Origin of the sequence: Hyphomonas sp. (assembly GCF_018402285.1) — a bacterium.
GTDB lineage: Bacteria > Pseudomonadota > Alphaproteobacteria > Caulobacterales > Hyphomonadaceae > Hyphomonas.
Window position 1 is genome coordinate 457,252 of sequence record NZ_JAGYJH010000006.1, and the last position, 18,610, is coordinate 475,861.

The window sequence follows — 18,610 nt, forward strand, 5'->3', positions numbered from 1 at the left end:
CCGGGCGCGTCAGCCCCGGCCGCTGGCCGCTCCGGCATTGAGCCGTTCGATCAGCTCGGGCGTCACCGTTCCCGTCACGGCAATGCCCTGGCTGCGCTGATACTCGCGGATGGCGCTGGCCGTCTGTGATCCCAGCACGCCGTCCGCCTGGCCCGAGAGGTATCCCAGACGGGCGAGCGCGGTCTGCACGGCCTGAACCTGGAGCGGGTTGCCCGTGTTCCAGCGCTGGGCGCCGAACCGCCCATTGGCGAGCGCAATGCTTGGTGTTTCGGTCCAGCTATCAGCCGCCGTCATCACTTCCCGGACTGTTGCCGGAGGCAACCGGCCCGACAGATTGCGCGCTTCAAGGGCCGCGCCGCTGTCGCCCTGACGTGAGGCCAGCTCAAACCAGTACAGCGCTTCAGGCAGGTTCTGCTCGGCGCCGATTCCTTCTGCGAACATGACGCCCAGATTATACTGCGCGTCCAGGAAGCCGTGATCAGCCGCCTTGCGGAACCAGTCGACCGCGCCGCGCTCGTCAAGCGCGCCGCCTTCGCCTTCCGCCATGAACAGGGCGATGTCATACATCGCGCCGACATGGCCTGCTTCAGCGGCCTTGGAGATGAGGCTGCGTGCCTGGATCATGTCCTGGTCGACGCCGATGCCCTGTTCGTAGAGCTTGCCAAGATCATACTGCGCGGGCGCAGCGCCCTTCAGGGCAGCGCGGCGCAGCAGCGGAATGGCGGCGTCCAGATCGTCCTGCGCCAGATGGCTCTGGGCCAGCTGGTACTGCGCAATCGCGTTTCCGGCATTGGCTTCGGACTCAACAGTCACCACGGACGGGATGCGGGGATAGCTGGCGGCCGGCTGCGGGCTGAGCGAGGCAATCGTCGGGGTCTCTGCCGCCGCTGCTATCGCTGGCGGCGCCTCAACCTCATCCTCCTGCGCGCCGAAGATGTCTTCTTCGATGGCGCCGGCAGCGCTGTCGAACAACTCGTCTTCTTCGGCGGCCATGTCTGGCGCGATACCGAAATCATCAAGGTCCGCGAGGCTTGCAAATTCTGGCGCTTCGATTGGCGGCGTCGACGAAAAGACCGGGTCGACATAGGTGTCAACCGGCCCGGTCATCGCAGGTTCATGCGGCTGCTTTCCCCTCAGATAGAGATAGCCGCCAGCTGCGGCGCCCGTGAGCACGGCGGCCGAGGCTGCGATCAGCAGTGGCGCGCGGTTACTGCCCTTTGATTTCTGGTTGAGCGGCGCAACGGGTATACGGCGGGATTTCGATTGGGGCTCAGCGGCCGCGAGGGCCGCGCGGCGCGCACGCGCAATATAGTCGCTGGTCTCTGCGTCCATGTCGGTGACCGCATTGTCGAGCGTGTCGATGAGGCCGCTGTCTTCCTCGCCTGTCATTCCGGGTTTAGTTTCCGCAATGAAGGCCTCGCCTTCGTCCTCATCATCAAAGATGTCAGACTCCCGGGTTTCGCTGCGCGCGTCTTCCAGGCCGGCAAGTTCTGCCAGTGGATCATAATCATCGCCGCCAGTTTCGGCGGCCGCAGACGCTGGCACGCCCGGCGTGAAGGCTTCGTCTTCAAGATCGTCTTCAAAGTCGTTCTCGAAGGCATCGTCGAACATGTCTTCGGCGGGGGTGTTTCCGGGGCGGGTCTCGGCGGTGCGCGCCTCGTTCTCTGCGCTGGCGCTGCTCAGGCGTTCCACGGCGGCGCGGATTGCGTCGAAGTCGGAGCCATAGGGGCTGTCGTCGGCCTCGTCTGCTGCTGCTTCGGGCGAGGTGGGAATGGCTGGCTCATTCCAGTCGTCAAGTCCGGAACTGAAGTCTGATGTTTCAACCGACATCAGATCCGCGAAAGAAACCTCCGGAACACCGGCTTCGAATTCTGCCTCGTCCACCTCCTCTTGGCTGATCGCTTCAGCGGGCGGCAGCGTGTCCTGCTCGGCATAAGGGTCGGCGCGCCCGTCTTCTTCGGTGAAGGATGTCGGCGCTTCAGGCGTCAGGGCAGGCGGGGGCAGCTCTGCGCCGGGAGGAACGGTAAAGGCTTCCAGGCTCTCAAGGCGCGAGGCGAGCGTGGCAATTGCCCGCTGCATCGGAGAGAGGGAGTCGGTGGACTGGTTGTGGATTTCTTCCAGCCGTTCGGACACACCGGCAAGCGCATCGGAAAGTCGCGCATCGGTCGTCCTGCGACTCGCTTCGATTTCCTGGGCGAGGGCGGAAAGCGCTTCGTCCTGACGTTTCTGCAGGCGCACGGCGGCTACGGTAACCTGCTCGCCCACCTGTTCGATGGCCTCGGCGCTGCTGAATTCGCTTTCTTCCAGACGCGTCTCGACATGTTCGGCCAGCGCGTCGATCCGTTCCGAGACGGTCGAGCCAAGGCGCTGTATTTCTTCGCGGACGCCCGCGGTCAGCTCTTCAGGATCGCGCGATTCCACTTCGGCAAGGCGGGCCTTGAGTTCGCCAATCTCGGAGCGCAGCTGCGTCTCGGTTTCCGCGTCCTGCTCAGCTGCGCGGGTGATCTCGCCGGCAAGTTCCATGCGGGCATTGTCGACCGTTGAGCGCACGAGCTGCGTGATGTCTTCAAAGCGGGCATCGAACTCCTTGCGCAGGCGCTCGGCAAGTTCCGGGTCTACGGTCTTGGCAACGGCGTCTATCCGCTCGTCGAGCGAGGCAAAGGTGGACTCCAGGCCCTTGAGCGCTGCGTCAGTGGTCGTTTCGGCGCGGTTGAGCCGCTCCTGCACACGCAGGAGGGTTGCCTCCATCGAGGAGAGGGCGCCCGAGACATCGTCTTCGACAGCGTTGAGGCGTTCATCCGCTTTCTGAGCATCTGAAAGGCGCGCCGCTGTCTGCAATTCCAGGTCATCGACGCGGCCCTTGAGCTCGGCTTCCAGCTCGCTGGCGCGTTCGTCGAGACGCGTCTCAAGCTGGGCCGTCTGCTCACGCACTTCGCCTTCCAGCTTGCCCATCCGCTCCGACAGGTGGCGGGTAACGCCTTCCGCGCGTTGCTCAGCCTGCTCGACGGCGCGGTCGATGCGGGCGGCGGTTTCAGACAGGCTGCGCTGAACGCGCGTCTCCACGCCTTCGACACGCTCGGTAACTTCGGAAAAACCCGATTCGATGCGCCCCTTGATCGCAAGGGCTTCGTTCTGCGTCAGCTCGGCTTCTTCATAGACATGATTGGCGAGCTTCCCGAGCGCAGATTCGAGCGCCTTGAGCGCTTCAAGGTTCTGCTTTCCGGTTTCGTCCTGCTCCATCCGGCGGACCTTGGCCTGAAGCGCTTCATGCGTTTCACGCATTTCATCGATCAGGCCTTCGACATGGCCGGCAACGGCGGCGCTTGTCTGTTCAGCGTTCTGGATGCGGGCAACGAGGCCGAGCACGGTATGGTCGATGCCGGTGATGGCGAGGGTTGAGCGCGCTTCGGTTGCCTCGATCCGGCGGGAGAGGCGCTCCAGCGCCGAAGCAGCGTCCTGCTGCGGGGGCCGCTGCTCGGGGCGATACTCATTGCGCTGCGGGCGCGGCGGATTGCGATAGGACGGATTCCCATAGGACGGGCCGTCATAGAGCGAGCGCATGTCTTCATAGTGTGCGTCTTCCGCCGACATCAGCAGACGGTTGAGGTATTCGCCCAGCGTTATGCCTTCAGCCATTGCGGCTTCCCGCGCGGCCTCCCGGGCTCTCTGATCGATTCCCTTTACGCTCCAGGGTCCCGTCTGGCTCATTGCGCCCACTCCTTGCGCACCCATACCGCTCCACCAGGTTAAGGCGAGCGGCGGATTTGTTCACACTTCTGCAGAAATGCGGCGCATTCCCTTAAGGGCGCGTTAATTCTGTTAATTCCGGGGACTAGCTGAGAGGTGATCTGCTGTCAGAGGGCATGCCGACACTTTCCGTTCGCGTAAGCGGAAAATTGACGTTGACGTACGCGGAAAGCTGGATAGTCTGCGCTGACTAATAATAAAAACAATAAAAAAACCGGACATTCAAGGGAGACAGCCATGCACAAGCCGACCTCATCCATTTCCGCTGCGGAATCCCGCACCTACACGATCTCTGAACTCGCCCGCGAGTTTGGTGTTACCCCCCGCGCCCTGCGCTTCTATGAAGACAAGGACATGCTGCACCCGGCCCGTGACGGCATGATGCGCCTCTATTCCAACCGCGACCGTGCCCGCCTCACCATCATCGTTCGCCTCAAGCGCCTCGGCCTGCCGCTGGCCGATATCCGGGAAATCCTTGACCTTTACGCGCTGAATGACGGCAAACGCGCCCAGACGCGCATGATGCTGGAAAAATTCCGCAAGCAGGCCCGTGAACTCGAAGTCCAGCGCCAGGACATCGATACTGCTCTTACTGAGCTCTACAAAGGTATCGACTGGCTGCAGGGCATCGTCGAAAACCCCGGCCCGTCCGAGGAATCCAAGCGCCAGGCAGCTGCCTACGAGCAGGTTGCCCGCAAGCAGCTCGACGAAGTCTGATCGTCGGCTACTGACATTTTTGAAGATAATGAAGCGCGTTGGAATGACTTTTCCAACGCGCTTTGGCATTGAGGGCTCCTGAGTTTCTTTTCTTAGGAGTTTTCCAAAGATGCCCCGTTATGACGCCCCTGTTCGCGACATGCAGTTTGTGTTGCACGAGCTGCTGCAACTGCAGAACCATGCAAACCTCCCCGGCTTTGCAGACGCTTCACCAGAAACGATCGACCAGATCCTCGATGAAGGCGCAAAGTTCGCCAAGAATGTCCTCTTCCCGCTGAACGCCGTGGGCGACAAGCAGGGCTGCAGGCGCGCCGCCGACGCCAGCGTGAAGACGCCGGACGGTTTCCCCGAGGCCTACAAGCAGCTCGTCGAGAATGGCTGGCCGCTGCTGTCGGCTCACCCCGAAATGGGCGGGCAGGGGCTTCCCCACGTCGTCAACATCGCCTGGACCGAGATGGTTTCCTCCTCGAACATGGCGTTCGGCATGTATCCCGGCCTCACCCACGGCGCCTACCAGGCGCTGATGGCGGGCGGCTCTGATGAGCTCAAAGCCAAGTACGGCCCCAAGATGGCATCAGGCGAATGGGCCGGCACCATGAACCTGACCGAGCCCCATTGCGGCACAGACCTCGGCCTTATGAAGACGAAGGCCGTTCCCCAGGGCGACGGCAGCTACAAGATTACCGGCCAGAAGATCTGGATTTCCGGCGGCGAGCAGGACCTCACCGGCAACATCATTCACCTTGTCCTTGCCCGTATCGAGGGCGGCCCCGAAGGCATCAAGGGCATCTCGCTCTTTGTCGTGCCCAAGTATTTCGTCAACGAGGATGGCAGCCTCGGCGCGCGCAATGCCTGCCAGTGCGGCGGCCTCGAAGAAAAGATGGGCATCCACGGCAACGCCACCTGCGTCATGAACTATGACGGGGCGACCGGCTGGCTCGTGGGCGAAGAGCATAAAGGCATGCGCACCATGTTCGTCATGATGAACGAGGCGCGCCTCGGCGTCGGCCTTCAAGGCATGGCCCAGGCAGAAGTCGCCTACCAGAACGCCCTCGACTTCGCCAGGGACCGCGTCCAGGGCCGCTCGCTCACCGGTGTTCAGGCGCCGGAAAAGCCCGCCGACCCGATCATCGTCCACCCCGATGTGCGCCGCATGCTGCTGGAACAGAAAGCTTTCCTCGAAGGCGCCCGTGCGTTCGTTTACTGGATGGCCTTCCAGGGTGACCTGCAGCACAAATCCCCGGACGCAGCCGTCCAGCAGAAAGCCGAAGACTATATGGCGCTGCTCACCCCGGTCGTGAAAGCCTACCTCACCCATAAAGGCTATGAGAGCGCCAATCTCGGCCTGCAGGTGCATGGTGGTTCCGGCTTCACGCGCGAATGGGGTCTGGAGCAGATCGTCCGCGATTGCCGCATCAGCCTGATCTATGAAGGCACCAACGGCGTCCAGGCGCTCGACCTCGTCGGCCGCAAGCTCGGCGCAAATGGCGGCCGCGCTGTCTTCTCCTTCTTCGCTGAAATCGACGAATTCATCACCGAGAACGAAAAGATGGAGGGTCTCGAACTCTATATCGAAGGCCTCAAGACGGTCCGCGCCCAGCTGCAGGATGGCACGATGTGGCTGATGCAGAACGGCATGAGCGACTTCAACAATGCCGGCGCCTCCAGCCATGACTACCTTCACCTGATGGGTCTCACCGCGCTGGCCTTCATGTGGGCCCGCATGGCGAAGATCGCGCTTGAGAAGAGGGACAGCGGGGACCCGTTCTACGCTGCCAAGCTCGCCACCGGCCGGTATTTCGTCGAGCGCATGCTCCCTGATGCGCCCGCCCATCTCGCCAAGGTCAAGACCGGCGCCGCCGCCATGATGGCCCTCGACGCCGCGCAATTCTGACGCGCCATCCCTGACGTGGCGGCACGGCTGGAGAATCCGGGCCGCCACGCTTACATGCTGACGTGAACGTAAGCGGCAACTTTACGCTGCGACAAGTATGTGGAGAGACCGATGCATGAGAGCCCCCTGAACGTCCCCAAGGCCGCCTGGCGCCAGGACGAAGAGCTCGACATTTTCGCCGATGCCGTCGGCCAGTTCTTCGAGAAGGAATGCGCTCCGCATGTGCCTGCCTGGCGCAAGGCGGGTATCGTGCCGCGCGAGATCTGGAAGAAGGCCGGCGAAATGGGCCTGCTGGGCGCCTCGGTGCCGGAAGAATATGGCGGCGCAGGCGGTGATTTCCGCCATGAGGCCATCATTATCGAGCAGCAGCAGTGGAAGGGCATAGACGGCTTCGGCATTACCCTCCACAATGCCATTATCGCTCCCTACATCACCGCCTATGGCACGCAGGAGCAGAAGCAGCGCTGGCTGCCGAAAATCTGCTCGGGCGACCTCGTCACCGCCATCGCGATGACAGAGCCGGGCGCCGGCTCAGACCTTCAGGGCATGAAGACCACGGCAAAGCTTGATGGCGATCACTATGTCATCAACGGCTCGAAGACCTTCATCTCCAACGGCCAGACCGCGGACCTCATTCTCCTTTGCGTCAAGACCGACCCGACCAAGGGCGCCAAGGGCATTTCGATCATCTGTGTCGAGACAGATGCTGTCGAAGGCAAAGGCGGCTTCCGCCGTGGCCGCAACCTCGACAAGGTCGGCCAGCATGCCGCTGACACGTCCGAGCTGTTCTTCGATGACGTGCGCGTTCCCGCCGCCCACCTTCTTGGCGGTGAAGCCGGGAAGGGGTTCATCCAGCTGATGCAGAAGCTCCCGCAGGAGCGCCACATCATCGGCCTTCAAGGCGTCGGCATGATCGAACGCGCCATCCACGAGACCGTCAATTATGTCAAAGGCCGCAAGGCCTTCGGCCAGACCATCTTCGATTTCCAGAACACCCAGTTCAAGCTCGCTGAAGCCAAGACTGAAGCCACTGTCGCAAAAGTGTTCGCCGATCACTGTACAGAGCTTCTCCTGAAGGAGGAGCTTGATGCGTCCACGGCTTCAATGTCAAAATACTGGATCTCTGATCTTCAGTGCAAGATCATCGATGAGTGCCTCCAGCTGCATGGCGGCTTCGGCTATATGGATGAGTACCCCATCGCCCAGATGTATGCTGATGCTCGCGTCCAGCGCATCTATGGCGGCGCCAACGAAGTGATGAAAATGCTGATCGCGAGGACGCTGTAGAGGTATCATGCCTGACCGCCATCTGCTCCGCGAAACCTTTCCGACTCCTGCGCGCAGCTCGCTGTCCCTCGGCTTTGAGATCATTGAGCTGGACGCGAAGGCGATGACCACTCGCGTCCGGTTCAATGGCAGCCCCGACTTCACCAACCCCGCCGGCTATATCCAGGGCGGTTTCCTCGTTGCCATGATGGACGATGTCATTGGCATGCTGACGACCGTGAAGGCCGGTACGTCGAAATACCCCTCCACGGTAGACCTCCACGCGCACTTCCTCCGTCCCGTCCGCGTCGGCCCCATTGAAGTTGCCGCCCGCCTTCGCAATGTAGGCAGGGCCATGATCTTCGCCGAGGCTGACCTTTTCGACTCGCGCGGCAAGGAAGCCGCGCGGGCCACCGCCTCCCTCACGCTCAATCCGGTAAAAGCGCCGGCCAAAACACCCAATTCCTGAACTCCAAAGGAGCCACCCATGCCCGAAGCCTATATCTACGACGCCGTGCGCACCCCCCGCGGCAAAGGAAAATCCTCCGGCGCGCTGCATGAAATCACTGCGCTCAGCCTCGGCACGCAGGTGTTGCAGGCCATCCGGGACCGGAACAATCTCGACACTTCCAAGGTCGATGACGTGGTCTTCGGCTGCGTCTCGCCCGTTGGTGAGCAGGGCGGGGACATTGCGCGTATCGCTGTGTTGAACGCCGAATACGCCGAAACCACCGCCGGTGTTCAGGTCGACCGGTTCTGCGCGTCGGGCCTGGAAGCCTGCAACATGGCCGCCTCGAAAGTCATGACCGGCGAAGCTGACATGGCCATCGGCGGCGGCGTTGAATCGATGAGCCGCGTGCCGATGGGTGCTGCCGGCGGCGCCTGGTCTTCTGACCCGCAGATCGCGCTCAAATCCTACTTCACGCCGCAGGGCATCGGCGCCGATACCATTGCTACCAAGTACGGCTTCAGCCGTGATGACGTGGACGCCTTCGCCGTCGAGAGCCAGCGCCGCGCCGCCCAGGCCTGGAAGGAAGGCCGCTTCAAGAACTCGGTTGTTCCCGTCCGTGACCAGATGGGCGGTATCCGCCTCGCGCATGATGAATTCATGCGGCCGGATACCACCATGCAGAGCCTTGCCGCGCTCGACCCGTCCTTTGCCGGCATGGGCGCGATGGGCTTTGATGAAGTCATCAAGCAGCGCTATCCCGAGCTTGAGAAGATCAACCACGTCCATCACGCTGGCAACTCGTCGGGCATCGTGGACGGCGCATCCGCTGTCCTCTTCGGCTCGAAGGAGATGGGCGAGGCGATGGGCCTCAAACCCCGCGCCCGCGTCCGCGCCATGGCCTCGATCGGCTCGGAGCCCGGCATCATGCTGACGGGCCCGACCTATGTGACCCAGAAGGTACTCAAGAAGGCCGGCATGAATGTTGGCGATATCGACATCTACGAACTCAACGAAGCCTTCGCGTCGGTCGTCATGCTGATGATGAAGATGCTGGATATCCCGCACGAGAAGATGAACGTGAATGGCGGCGCCATCGCGATGGGCCACCCCCTCGGCGCAACCGGGGGCATGATCCTAGGCACAGTGCTCGACGAGCTTGAACGCTCCGGCAAGGAAACCGGCCTCGTCACGCTCTGCGTCGGCGCCGGTATGGGCACCGCCACGATTATCGAGCGCGTCTAGAGGGGCAGGCACAGGCGCAAGCGGCGATGGCATATAGCGAACTCCAATCCGACAAGATCGAAAGCACCGCGCGGGAGCTTGCCCTGCGCGTGTCGGAGCGGTTTCCGGAAAACGGAATCGCCCGGGTCGGTACGGCTCTGGCGGAGCTGAGCACGCTACATATTGCCTATGCCGGCAAGGCCCGCGACCGGAACTGGCTGATGCAGGTTATCTCTGTGCTGCTCGTTCTGGCCGGGCTTTCGGCGGCGGGGTGGGGCGTCTGGCAGTTGCTTGAGCTGTTCGGGATGGATGCCAACGAACTTGGGAGCATCCAGGGGCTCGATTCTGTCCTGAACATCATGATCGTGACGGGCGCGGCGATCTGGTTTGTGCTCAATCTTGAAACCCGCCAGCGGCGCGCCCGCGTCCTCGCCCGGCTGCACGAATTGCGCGCGCTTGCCCATGTCATTGACATGCACCAGCTGCGCAAGGACCCGACGGCCTACTACCGGCCGCCAACCGCGCACTCTCCCAACCGGGACCTCTCGGAATCCAATCTGATGGCCTATCTCGACTATTGCGCCGAGATGCTCGCGATCATTGGCAAGCTCGCCGCGCTCTACATGCAGAACATGAACGATGCGATTGTGATCGATGCGGCCAACGACATTGAGTCCCTGACGGGCGGCTTTTCGCAGAAAATCTGGCTGAAGATTAGCGTCCTCCAGCCCCTGGCAGAGGCTGAGCGTTGCGCCGCTGACCCCAGCCTCAACCCCTTATCCTGATACTGACGGAGTACGAACCATGAAACTGGAAACATTCAATTTCGACATCGATGCCGACGGCATTGCCCACGCCATCTTCGACGTGCCCGGCCGCAGCATGAACACCCTGACCGGCAAGGCCGTTCAGGACATCATCGCCATCGCCAATGAAGTCGCCGGCAACGAGAAAATCAAAGGCCTTGTCATCTCGTCCGGAAAGGAAAGCGGCTTCTGCGCCGGGGCGGACCTTGGCGAGATGGGCAATCGCGCAGGCGGTGCCGGAGAACAGAAGAAAAAGTCTGTGGACGAACTGAAGAAGGAACAGTTCGAGCAGGGCTTTGCTCTCAACGGCACGCTCCGCAAGCTCGAAACCTGCGGTAAGCCTGTAGCCGTCGCGCTCAACGGTCTCGCCCTTGGCGGCGGTCTTGAAGTGGCGCTCGCCTGTCATTACCGCGTTGCGGCCAATGACAATCCGCGCATCCAGTTCGGTCTGCCGGAAGCCAAGATCGGCCTTCTGCCCGGCGCCGGTGGCACGCAGCGTCTGCCGCGCCTTGTTGGCGTTCAGGCCGCCCTGCCGCTGATCCTCCAGGGCGAAAGCTTCAATGCCGAAAAAGCCCATTCAATGGGCGTCGTCCAGGAACTCGCTCCGGGCACAGAAACCGTCGCTCGCGCCAAAGCCTGGGTGAAAGCCAACCCCAAAGCCAAAGCCCCATGGGACGAAAAAGGCTTCAAAGTCCCCGGCGGCGTGCCGCACAAATCCCCGGGCGCCGGTCAGGTGGCTACCATGGCCAACATGATGCTGGCGGCCAAAACCTATGGCAATTATCCGGCCCAGAAGAACATCCTCTCCTGCATCTATGAAGGCATCCAGGTGCCTATCGATGCCGGCCTGCGCATCGAGACGCGTTACTTCATCAACACCCAGCAACGCCCTGAGGCAAAAGCGATGATCCGCTCGCTCTTCCTCTCGACGCAGGCCCTGTCGAAAGGCGCAAACCGCCCGGCAGGTTTTGAAAAAGCAGAGCTCAAGAAAGTCGGCATCATCGGCGCCGGCCTGATGGGCGCAGGCATCGCCTATGAACAGGCCCGCGCGGGTATCCGCACAGTGCTGGTGGACGTGAAGCAGGAAGCTGCCGACAAGGGCAAGCAATACTCTGTCCGCCTCGTCGAGAAAGACATCTCGCGCGGCAAGAGCACGAAAGAGAAGGGCGACGCACTCCTCTCCCTCATCACGCCGACCACGGACTATAAACTTCTGGAAGACTGCGACCTCATCGTCGAGGCCGTCTATGAAGACATCGACCTGAAGCACAAGGTCCTCTCTGAAGCGGAAGCTGCCCTCGGCGAAAACGCCATTGTCGGCTCCAACACCTCCACCCTGCCGATCACGCAGCTCTCCACACCGCTCAAGCGCAAGGACAAGTTCATCGGCATCCACTTCTTCTCGCCGGTCGAGCGGATGGGTCTTGTCGAGATCATCATGGGCAAGGAAACAAGCCAGGAAACTCTCGCCAAGACGATCGACTATGTCCTGAAGATCCGGAAGACGCCGATCGTCGTCAATGACAGCCGAGGCTTCTACACGTCCCGCTGCTTTGGTACCTACACACAGGAAGGCCTGGAGATGCTTTCCGAAGGCATCAAGCCGGCGATCATCGAAAACGTTGGCCGCCAGGCCGGCATGCCGATGGGCCCGCTGGAAGTCTCAGACTCTGTCGGTCTCGACACCGCCCTCAAGGTTGGCCGCGCGACTGCCAAAGCGGTTGGCTTCGATTATAATGAAGCCCCGCTTGGCCGCATGATGGCCTGGATCGTGGAAGACAAGGGCCGCGTCGGCCGCAAGGCGGGCAAGGGCTTCTATGACTATAACGAGCAGGGAAAGCCAGACCGTATCTGGCCCGACCTCAACGAGCAGGTCGAAGTCAAAATCGACGAATGCCCGCCCGCCCTCAAGAAAGAGCTCACCAACCGCCTCCTGATCCGTCAGGCGATCGAGGTCTCGCGCTGCTTCGAAGAAGGCGTGATCCAGGACGCGCGCGATGGCGACATCGGCTCGATCCTGGCCTGGGGCTTTGCGCCTTATACAGGCGGATGCGTCAGCTACATGGACCTCATCTGGGGCGTTCCAGCCTTCGTTGCCGAGGCAGACCGCCTTGCCGACAAGTATGGCGAACGTTTCCGTCCCGGCAAACTCCTGCGCGAAATGGCCGATAAGGAACAATCCTTCTACGACCGCTTCCCGCCCGCCGGAGAGAAGAAGGCGGCTGCGTAAAGCGGCCGCTGATTTCCTCGCCGACACCCAAAACAAAAGGCCGGAGCGATGCTCCGGCCTTTTTCACTGCTCGATTGTCAGCGGTCTGACGGCCGGGGAAATCACTTCTTGCCGCGGTTCCACCAGCCTGCGCGCTTGGGGCCGCTGGGCTCTGCGGGCGCAGGCGCGGCCGGTGCCACAGGCGCAGGGGCCGGCTCAGGCTCCGCCGCAGCAGGTGCTGCCGCTTCGGCCTCGACCAATTGCGGCTCGGGTTCAGGCTCGGCAACGGGCGCTGCTTCTGGCTCAGGCGCAGCTTCCACTGCCGGCTCGGCCACAGGCGCAACCTCTTCATCACCCTCAGCGACCGGCGCGTCCGCTTCGGGCGCGCTTTCGGCCGCGGCCTTGCCACCCCGGCCGCGGCGCGAGCGTGATCTTGCCGGACGCGGCGCGCTGGCTTGCGCTGCAGGCGCGTCGTCAGGGTCCACCGGCGCAGTCTCTCCGGCCACGGACGTTTCCGCCTCATCGTCGCCTTCGGCGTCATCTGTCACAGGCGATGGCAGACCAATCGCCGGCTCCTCCTCGGACAGCATCACATCGGCGCTGACAGACAGCCCGTCGAGGAAGGCCCCGCCATCGGCAATGGCGGCAATCTCGCTGCCCTCGCGGCCTTCGCCCCCTCTGCGGCGGCGGCGTCCGCCCCGGCGTCCCCGGCGGCGGCGCTTGCGCGCAGCATCACTGTCGTCACCTGCGGCCTCGGGGGCGCCATTAGCTTCCTCGCCATCATCCTCGTCGTCATCGTCATCTTCGCCAGCCTCTGCCGCGTCAGAGGGCTCGGCGTCGACCACTTCCAGCCCGGTTTCGCGCGGTTCGCCGCGATTGCGGCCTCCCCGGCGGCGTCGGCGGCGGCGTCCATTTCCCTGCTTGCCTTCAGAGGCGGCGCTGGGCGTCTCAGTGTCGTCGTCCTCATCGCCGGCATCATCACTGGTCTCGATGATATCATCCTCGTCGATGTCCTCATCGTCCTCGTCGCGGGCAGAGGGGGGCGTCGGCTTCATCAGCGAGCGCGGCGTCGGGCGCTTCTTCGGCTTGGCATTGGGGTCCCGCTCGGCATTGATCTCGAAATCGCCGGGCAGCATGTCCTCGGAGGAGTGGATCGAGATCGCAAAGCCCGCGAGCCGTTCGATTTCGATCAGCGCCTCGCGCTTGTTGTTGAGAATATAGAGCGCCACGTCGGTCGGCGCTTTCACGCCGATACCCTTTAGGCCGCCGGTGGCGGCGCGCGCTTCAATCGCCCGGATCAGCTGCAGCGCAGCCGACGGGATAGAGCGGCGGCGCCCGGTGCCGTTACAGGCCGGGCAGGGGTCGGAGGTCGCCTGTAACACGCCCTGGCGGCGGCGCTGGCGGGAAATCTCCATCAGGCCGAACTGCGAGATGCGGCCATGCTGGACGCGCGCCCGGTCCACCTTCAGGCATTCCTTCAGGCGCTTCTCGACCGCGCGGTTGTTCTTGTTCTCCTCCATGTCGATGAAGTCGATCACGATGAGACCGGCCAGATCGCGCAGGCGCATCTGGCGGCAGGCTTCTTCGGCCGCTTCCAGGTTGGTGCGCACAGCGGTCTGTTCGATATTGCGCTCGCGGGTCGATTTGCCGGAGTTCACGTCGATCGCGACGAGCGCTTCGGTCTGGTTGATCACCAGATAACCGCCCGATTTCAGCTGGACGGTCGGCGAATAGATCGAATCGAGTTGGTTCTCGACCGCCTCGGCCACGAACAGCGGATCATCTTCCTTCCAGACCTGAACCTTCTTGGCCTGGCTCGGCATGATGATCTTTGCCAGGTCCTTGGCTTCGCGATAGGCCGCTTCGCCCTGTACCCAGACTTCCTCAATCTCCTTGTCGAACATGTCCCGCATGGCGCGGTGAACCAGGCCGCCTTCGGCATTGATCAGGGCCGGAGCCTCCGATGAGAGGGTTTTCTCGACAATCTGTTCCCACAGCTTGGAGAGATAATCATAGTCGCGCTTGATCTCGATCTTGGTGCGCTTGGCGCCGGCCGTGCGCACGATCAGGCCCTGGCCCTCGGGCACATCCAGCTCAGAAACGATGGATTTCAGGCGCTTGCGGTCGGCCGAATTGACGATCTTGCGGGAAATGCCGCCCCCGCGCGGGGTGTTGGGCATAAGCACCGAATAGCGCCCGGCAAGGGAGAGGTAGGTCGTCAGCGCCGCGCCCTTGTTGCCGCGTTCTTCCTTGACCACCTGCACCAGCATCACCTGACGGCGGCGGATCACTTCCTGGATCTTGTAGCGCTTGGAAATCGGGGTCCGCTGGGTCTTTTTCGGGGCATTGCGGCGGGCAGGGCGGGCGGCGCGCGGGGCGCCCTCGCCCTCGTCCTCGTCGCCGTCCTCTTCGGCAGAGACGGTCTCGTCGTCGCCGTCCTCGCCGTTTTCGTCTTCTTCGTCTCCGTCCTCAGCGGATGCATCGGTATCATTATTGCCTTCCGCGCTCATGCCATGGGGCACATACGGGCCGTCATCATCGTCCTCGATGGCGGCGGCAGCCTCCTCGGCAGCTTCCTTCAGCAGCGCTTCGCGGTCTGCGGCGGGCAGCTGGTAATAATCCGGATGGATTTCGCTGAAGGCGAGGAAGCCGTGGCGGTTGCCACCATACTCGACAAAGGCGGCCTGGAGAGAGGGCTCCACCCGGGTCACTTTGGCGAGATAGATATTTCCGCGGAGTTGTTCGTTGCCGGTTGTCTCGAAATCGAAGTCATCAACCTGGCCATTGTTGACGATGGCCACCCGCGTTTCTTCGGTGTGGGCCGCGTCGATCAGCATTAGTCTGCTCATTAAACAGAACCTTTCGGTCCGGCGCCGCTCGCCAGGGCGCAGAGCGCCTCTGGTTGGCTGGCAGGCCGGAATAGGGGGGTAAGGGGAAGGTGCCTTGCGGGCGCAGGCAACCGTCTCGCCTCGGCGAGTCGATCAAACCTGCAATGATATTCGCGGCACCAGTGCGCATTTTTCCTGCTTTCCGGAGCGCGCCGCCCGCTTGCCTTTCCGGGGAAGCCGGGTCGGGGTGCGCTGTTGGGAAACCGTTGGGCCGACCCTTTACGGCGGCCACAAGGCAATAGTGCCCAATTTTCCCTGCAATTGAAAGAGGCAAATTCCCGCCCGGACCGCTGCAAGCGCTAAACGGCGGTCAAGGCGGGGTTAATCTTCCTGTGGGTATCCAGTTGGGTGACGTCAAAACGGGCGCTGGCCGCCCCTTCCATTCCGCCGAGCTGATGCTGACACGTGTTGTTTCAGTCTTGTTAACACTTTGCTTTGGCGCTGTTTTCGGCGCCTTTGCCGATGTCTCGCAGGTGCGGGTCGTCGGCGACGGCGCGCCCACGCGAATCACGATCTGGACCGACGCGGCCGAAGAGGCTGAAGCCTTCGTCAGCAACACCGCCGGTGTGCGGCGCATCATTTTCCCGCTTAGATCGAACGGCTACTCGGCAGAAGGCCTCGGCAATGGCGGGGTCTCGGTCTGGTCCCTGAACCCCGGCAGGCTGGAGTTCGAGCTAGACCGGCCGATGTCGGTCGCCCGTGTCCTGCGTCTGCCGCCCACCGGAACCGAAACCGCCTACCGGGTTATCATTGATCTGGAAACCGTTTCGGATGCCCGCTTCACCAGCGTCGCCAGGCGCGACCAGCGCCGCCTCGCCAAGGCGGAAGACGCGGCTGCCAAGGCGGTCGAAAAGGATGCCGTGCTGCTGGCGGGCGTCACCACCGGCCGCAAACCGGCGCCCCGCCGGACCGGAACTGGCCATGTCGTGGTCATCGATGCCGGCCATGGCGGCAGGGATCCCGGCGCAATAGCCATCACTGGCGGCCAAGAAAAGGACGTCACCCTCAAGGCGGCCCTCGCCTTGCGCGACCTTCTGGAAGCCGACGGCCGCTATGTCGTGAAGCTCACGCGCGATACCGATGTATTTGTCGATCATGAGGACCGGGTCACCAAGGCCCGCAACTGGAATGCCGAGCTGTTCATCTCGCTGCATGCCGATGCCGCCGGGGCCAGCTCTGTGTCGGGCGCCTCGGTCTATACGATCTCGGCGCGCGGGGAGGGGCGGATCGACCGGGAAGCCAGCAGGAACAACTGGATTATCCCGATCGAGGATGGCACGCCTGAACGCCTGACCGGCATCCTCGCTGACCTCGTCAAGCGCGAGACCAAGACCCGGTCGGCCGAGTTTGCCGAGCTCCTCCTGCCCGAGCTTGAACGCGCTGGCCCTGTCTTGCGCAACACCCACCGCAATGCCGGTTTCTACGTGCTCCTGGCGCCGGATGTTCCCGCTGTCCTTCTGGAACTCGGCTTCCTCACCAATGCGGCGGACGCAAAGCGGCTCCAGTCGGAGAAGGGGCTCGATGCGTCTACCCGCGCCATCAAGAAGGCCATCGACACCTATTTTGACCGGCAGGAACTCCGCGTCGCGTCCCAATAGCGGCCGCGGATGCGGCTGCAGGCCACTTGTCGCTTCCGGCGGATACTGCAAGTGTCCGGCCCATGAAACCTATCCTGTCGCCGCTGCTTATCGCCGGTCTCCTAACCTTTGCTGCTTGCGCCACCTCCGGTCCGCGCGGCCCGGCCTATGACTTTACCGATGACCGCCCGCCCGAAGCGATGGCCTACCGGGACTTCATGATCGCCCGCATCGCCTCGCTGACGAACGATCCTCAAACCGCCTCCCGCCGCTACGCCGCGATCATCGATGACATGCCCGAGCAGGCCTCCATCGCCGAGCGCGCCGTTTTCTCGGCCCTCCTGGCCGGTGACTATGCTGCCGCCACAGGTCTCTCCAGCCGCGCCATGACGGCGGGAAGCGACGCCAGCCTTGTCCGCCTCACCCTCGCCACCGACGCCCTCGTGCGCGGCAAGCCGAGGCAGGCGCAGCCATACCTGGAGGGCGCCCCCTTCCAGCCCTTCAACCGCAACATCGCCAATACGATGTCGGCCTGGCGCGCCCTCAGGCAAGATGGCCTCGACGCTGCCATTCCCTATATCGAGCAGGGCCTCACCGGCGACCTGCGCTATGACAGCCCGTCCCTCTACATGCTCGGGCTTCTCCAGCTGTCGGGCGGCGCCGAGGAGGACGCCCTTGCCACTTTCGAGCGCGTCTGGTCCTCCGGCGCCCGCCTCGCCATCGGGGTCGAGGCCCATGCCGAGCTTCTCGCCGCCCGCGGCGACCGCGCCCGCGCGCTGGAGGTCATCGAGGCGTTCCGCGCCGAAGTCGGCACCAACGCGGCCCTCGCCGCTCTCGCTGCCCGCATCGAGTCAGGCGCCCGCATCAAGCCGCGCCGCCTCACCACCCGCCAGGGCGCCGCGCTTGCCCTTTATGTGCCCGCCGCCGCGCTCATGTACCAGACCAATGACGACCTCGCCTCGGTCTACTTCGTTCTCGCCCTCGCGCTCGACCCTGACCTCCACGTCGCCCGCGCCCTCTGGGCCCAGGCGCTCGAAAACGGAGACCGCGCAGACGACGCCATCGCCATCCTCAGCCAGGTGCCAAAGGGCTCGCCCTACTACGCCAATGCGCAGGGCCAGCTCGCCGGCCTCCTCAACGCGCAGGGCAAGAGTGAGGAAGCCCTGAGCCTTGCCGCAGAGGCCCTCGCCGGCACGCCCGACCGCGGCCTGATGCTCCAGCTGGCCGACCTCTACATCTCGCTCGAGCGCTTCGCTGATGGCGAAGCTGTCCTCAGCGAGGTGATCACCGCAGACGGAGAGAACGAAGACTGGCGCGTGATCTTCTCCCGCGGCGCCGCGCGCGAGCGCCAGGGAAACTGGCCAGCCGCCGAAGATGACCTCAAGCGCGCCCTCCAGCTGCGCCCCGAAAGCGCAACAGTCCTCAACTATCTAGGCTACTCCTGGATCGACCGGGGCGAAAACCTCGAAGAGGGCTTCAACCTCATCCGCCGCGCCGTCGTCCTCGAGCCGCTCTCCGGTCACATCATCGACAGCCTCGGCTGGGCCCATTACAAGCTCGGCCAGTATGAAGAGGCCGTCGACTATCTCGAGCGCGCCGTCGAGCTGCTGCCGGGCGATCCGGTCCTCAACGACCATCTCGGAGACGCCTACTGGCGCGCCGGGCGCAGGCTCGAGGCCGGTTTCCAGTGGGAGCGCGCCCTCTCGCTCGACCCGCCGGAAAAAGACCGGGAACGGATCAAGGCCAAGCTTCATTCCAAGCTCGGCCCCGATGCGCCCGAGGCCGATGCCGCGCCGGCGCCCCAGCCTGTCCAGTCCGGCACGCCCTGAGAGAC

At 63.3% G+C, this 18,610-nt stretch carries 11 protein-coding genes; 9 read left to right on the top strand and 2 right to left on the bottom strand.

Translation table 11 applies throughout. The features are described from left to right. Nucleotides 1-9: 9 nt before the first annotated feature. Nucleotides 10-3,708, bottom strand: coding sequence for a peptidoglycan-binding protein (locus KG722_RS14040; protein WP_213272588.1), 3,699 nt, complete (start codon nucleotides 3,706-3,708; stop codon nucleotides 10-12). 276 nt (nucleotides 3,709-3,984) lie between these two features. On the opposite strand from KG722_RS14040, the gene KG722_RS14045 reads away from it, so the two are divergent. The 7 genes from KG722_RS14045 to KG722_RS14075 all read left to right on the top strand — a co-directional run bounded on the left by KG722_RS14045 (nucleotide 3,985) and on the right by KG722_RS14075 (nucleotide 12,332). After that, nucleotides 3,985-4,464: a MerR family DNA-binding transcriptional regulator gene (locus KG722_RS14045; RefSeq protein WP_011645696.1), complete on the top strand. Its 480-nt coding sequence runs from the start codon at nucleotides 3,985-3,987 to the stop codon at nucleotides 4,462-4,464. Between the two features lie 109 nt (nucleotides 4,465-4,573). Continuing rightward, nucleotides 4,574-6,358 (top strand): acyl-CoA dehydrogenase C-terminal domain-containing protein, encoded by a 1,785-nt coding sequence (locus tag KG722_RS14050; RefSeq protein WP_213272589.1) that lies wholly within the window; start codon nucleotides 4,574-4,576, stop codon nucleotides 6,356-6,358. A gap of 111 nt (nucleotides 6,359-6,469) precedes the next feature. Further along, nucleotides 6,470-7,645 (top strand): acyl-CoA dehydrogenase family protein, encoded by a 1,176-nt coding sequence (locus KG722_RS14055; protein WP_213272590.1) that lies wholly within the window; start codon nucleotides 6,470-6,472, stop codon nucleotides 7,643-7,645. Between the two features lie 7 nt (nucleotides 7,646-7,652). Then, nucleotides 7,653-8,093 (top strand): PaaI family thioesterase, encoded by a 441-nt coding sequence (locus KG722_RS14060; protein WP_213272591.1) that lies wholly within the window; start codon nucleotides 7,653-7,655, stop codon nucleotides 8,091-8,093. An 18-nt stretch (nucleotides 8,094-8,111) separates the two neighbouring features. Further along, on the top strand, nucleotides 8,112-9,317 hold the full coding sequence (locus tag KG722_RS14065) for an acetyl-CoA C-acetyltransferase (RefSeq protein ID WP_213272593.1): 1,206 nt from the start codon (nucleotides 8,112-8,114) through the stop codon (nucleotides 9,315-9,317). A 26-nt stretch (nucleotides 9,318-9,343) separates the two neighbouring features. Beyond that, entirely contained in the window at nucleotides 9,344-10,081 is a 738-nt protein-coding gene (locus KG722_RS14070; RefSeq protein WP_213272595.1) for a hypothetical protein, read from the top strand. 19 nt (nucleotides 10,082-10,100) lie between these two features. Beyond that, entirely contained in the window at nucleotides 10,101-12,332 is a 2,232-nt protein-coding gene (locus tag KG722_RS14075; protein ID WP_213272597.1) for a 3-hydroxyacyl-CoA dehydrogenase NAD-binding domain-containing protein, read from the top strand. Between the two features lie 101 nt (nucleotides 12,333-12,433). Here KG722_RS14075 and KG722_RS14080 read toward each other — a convergent pair whose 3' ends face one another. Further along, nucleotides 12,434-15,160: a ribonuclease E/G gene (locus KG722_RS14080; protein WP_213272599.1), complete on the bottom strand. Its 2,727-nt coding sequence runs from the start codon at nucleotides 15,158-15,160 to the stop codon at nucleotides 12,434-12,436. A gap of 383 nt (nucleotides 15,161-15,543) precedes the next feature. Between KG722_RS14080 and KG722_RS14085 the strand changes: the two genes are divergently transcribed. Both KG722_RS14085 and KG722_RS14090 read left to right on the top strand, forming a co-directional pair. Continuing rightward, on the top strand, nucleotides 15,544-16,797 hold the full coding sequence (locus KG722_RS14085) for an N-acetylmuramoyl-L-alanine amidase (RefSeq protein WP_213272601.1): 1,254 nt from the start codon (nucleotides 15,544-15,546) through the stop codon (nucleotides 16,795-16,797). 62 nt (nucleotides 16,798-16,859) lie between these two features. Continuing rightward, nucleotides 16,860-18,605, top strand: a complete 1,746-nt coding sequence (locus tag KG722_RS14090) for a tetratricopeptide repeat protein (protein WP_213272603.1) — start codon at nucleotides 16,860-16,862, stop codon at nucleotides 18,603-18,605. Nucleotides 18,606-18,610 lie beyond the last annotated feature (5 nt).

Excerpts from the sequence above, each read along its gene's own strand:
- KG722_RS14040 (WP_213272588.1), bottom strand. The coding sequence starts at position 3,708 with ATGAGCCAGACGGGACCCTGGAGCGTAAAGGGAATCGATCAGAGAGCC.
- KG722_RS14045 (WP_011645696.1), top strand. The coding sequence starts at position 3,985 with ATGCACAAGCCGACCTCATCCATTTCCGCTGCGGAATCCCGCACCTAC.
- KG722_RS14050 (WP_213272589.1), top strand. The coding sequence starts at position 4,574 with ATGCCCCGTTATGACGCCCCTGTTCGCGACATGCAGTTTGTGTTGCAC.
- KG722_RS14055 (WP_213272590.1), top strand. The coding sequence starts at position 6,470 with ATGCATGAGAGCCCCCTGAACGTCCCCAAGGCCGCCTGGCGCCAGGAC.
- KG722_RS14060 (WP_213272591.1), top strand. The coding sequence starts at position 7,653 with ATGCCTGACCGCCATCTGCTCCGCGAAACCTTTCCGACTCCTGCGCGC.
- KG722_RS14065 (WP_213272593.1), top strand. The coding sequence starts at position 8,112 with ATGCCCGAAGCCTATATCTACGACGCCGTGCGCACCCCCCGCGGCAAA.
- KG722_RS14070 (WP_213272595.1), top strand. The coding sequence starts at position 9,344 with ATGGCATATAGCGAACTCCAATCCGACAAGATCGAAAGCACCGCGCGG.
- KG722_RS14075 (WP_213272597.1), top strand. The coding sequence starts at position 10,101 with ATGAAACTGGAAACATTCAATTTCGACATCGATGCCGACGGCATTGCC.
- KG722_RS14080 (WP_213272599.1), bottom strand. The coding sequence starts at position 15,160 with ATGAGCAGACTAATGCTGATCGACGCGGCCCACACCGAAGAAACGCGG.
- KG722_RS14090 (WP_213272603.1), top strand. The coding sequence starts at position 16,860 with ATGAAACCTATCCTGTCGCCGCTGCTTATCGCCGGTCTCCTAACCTTT.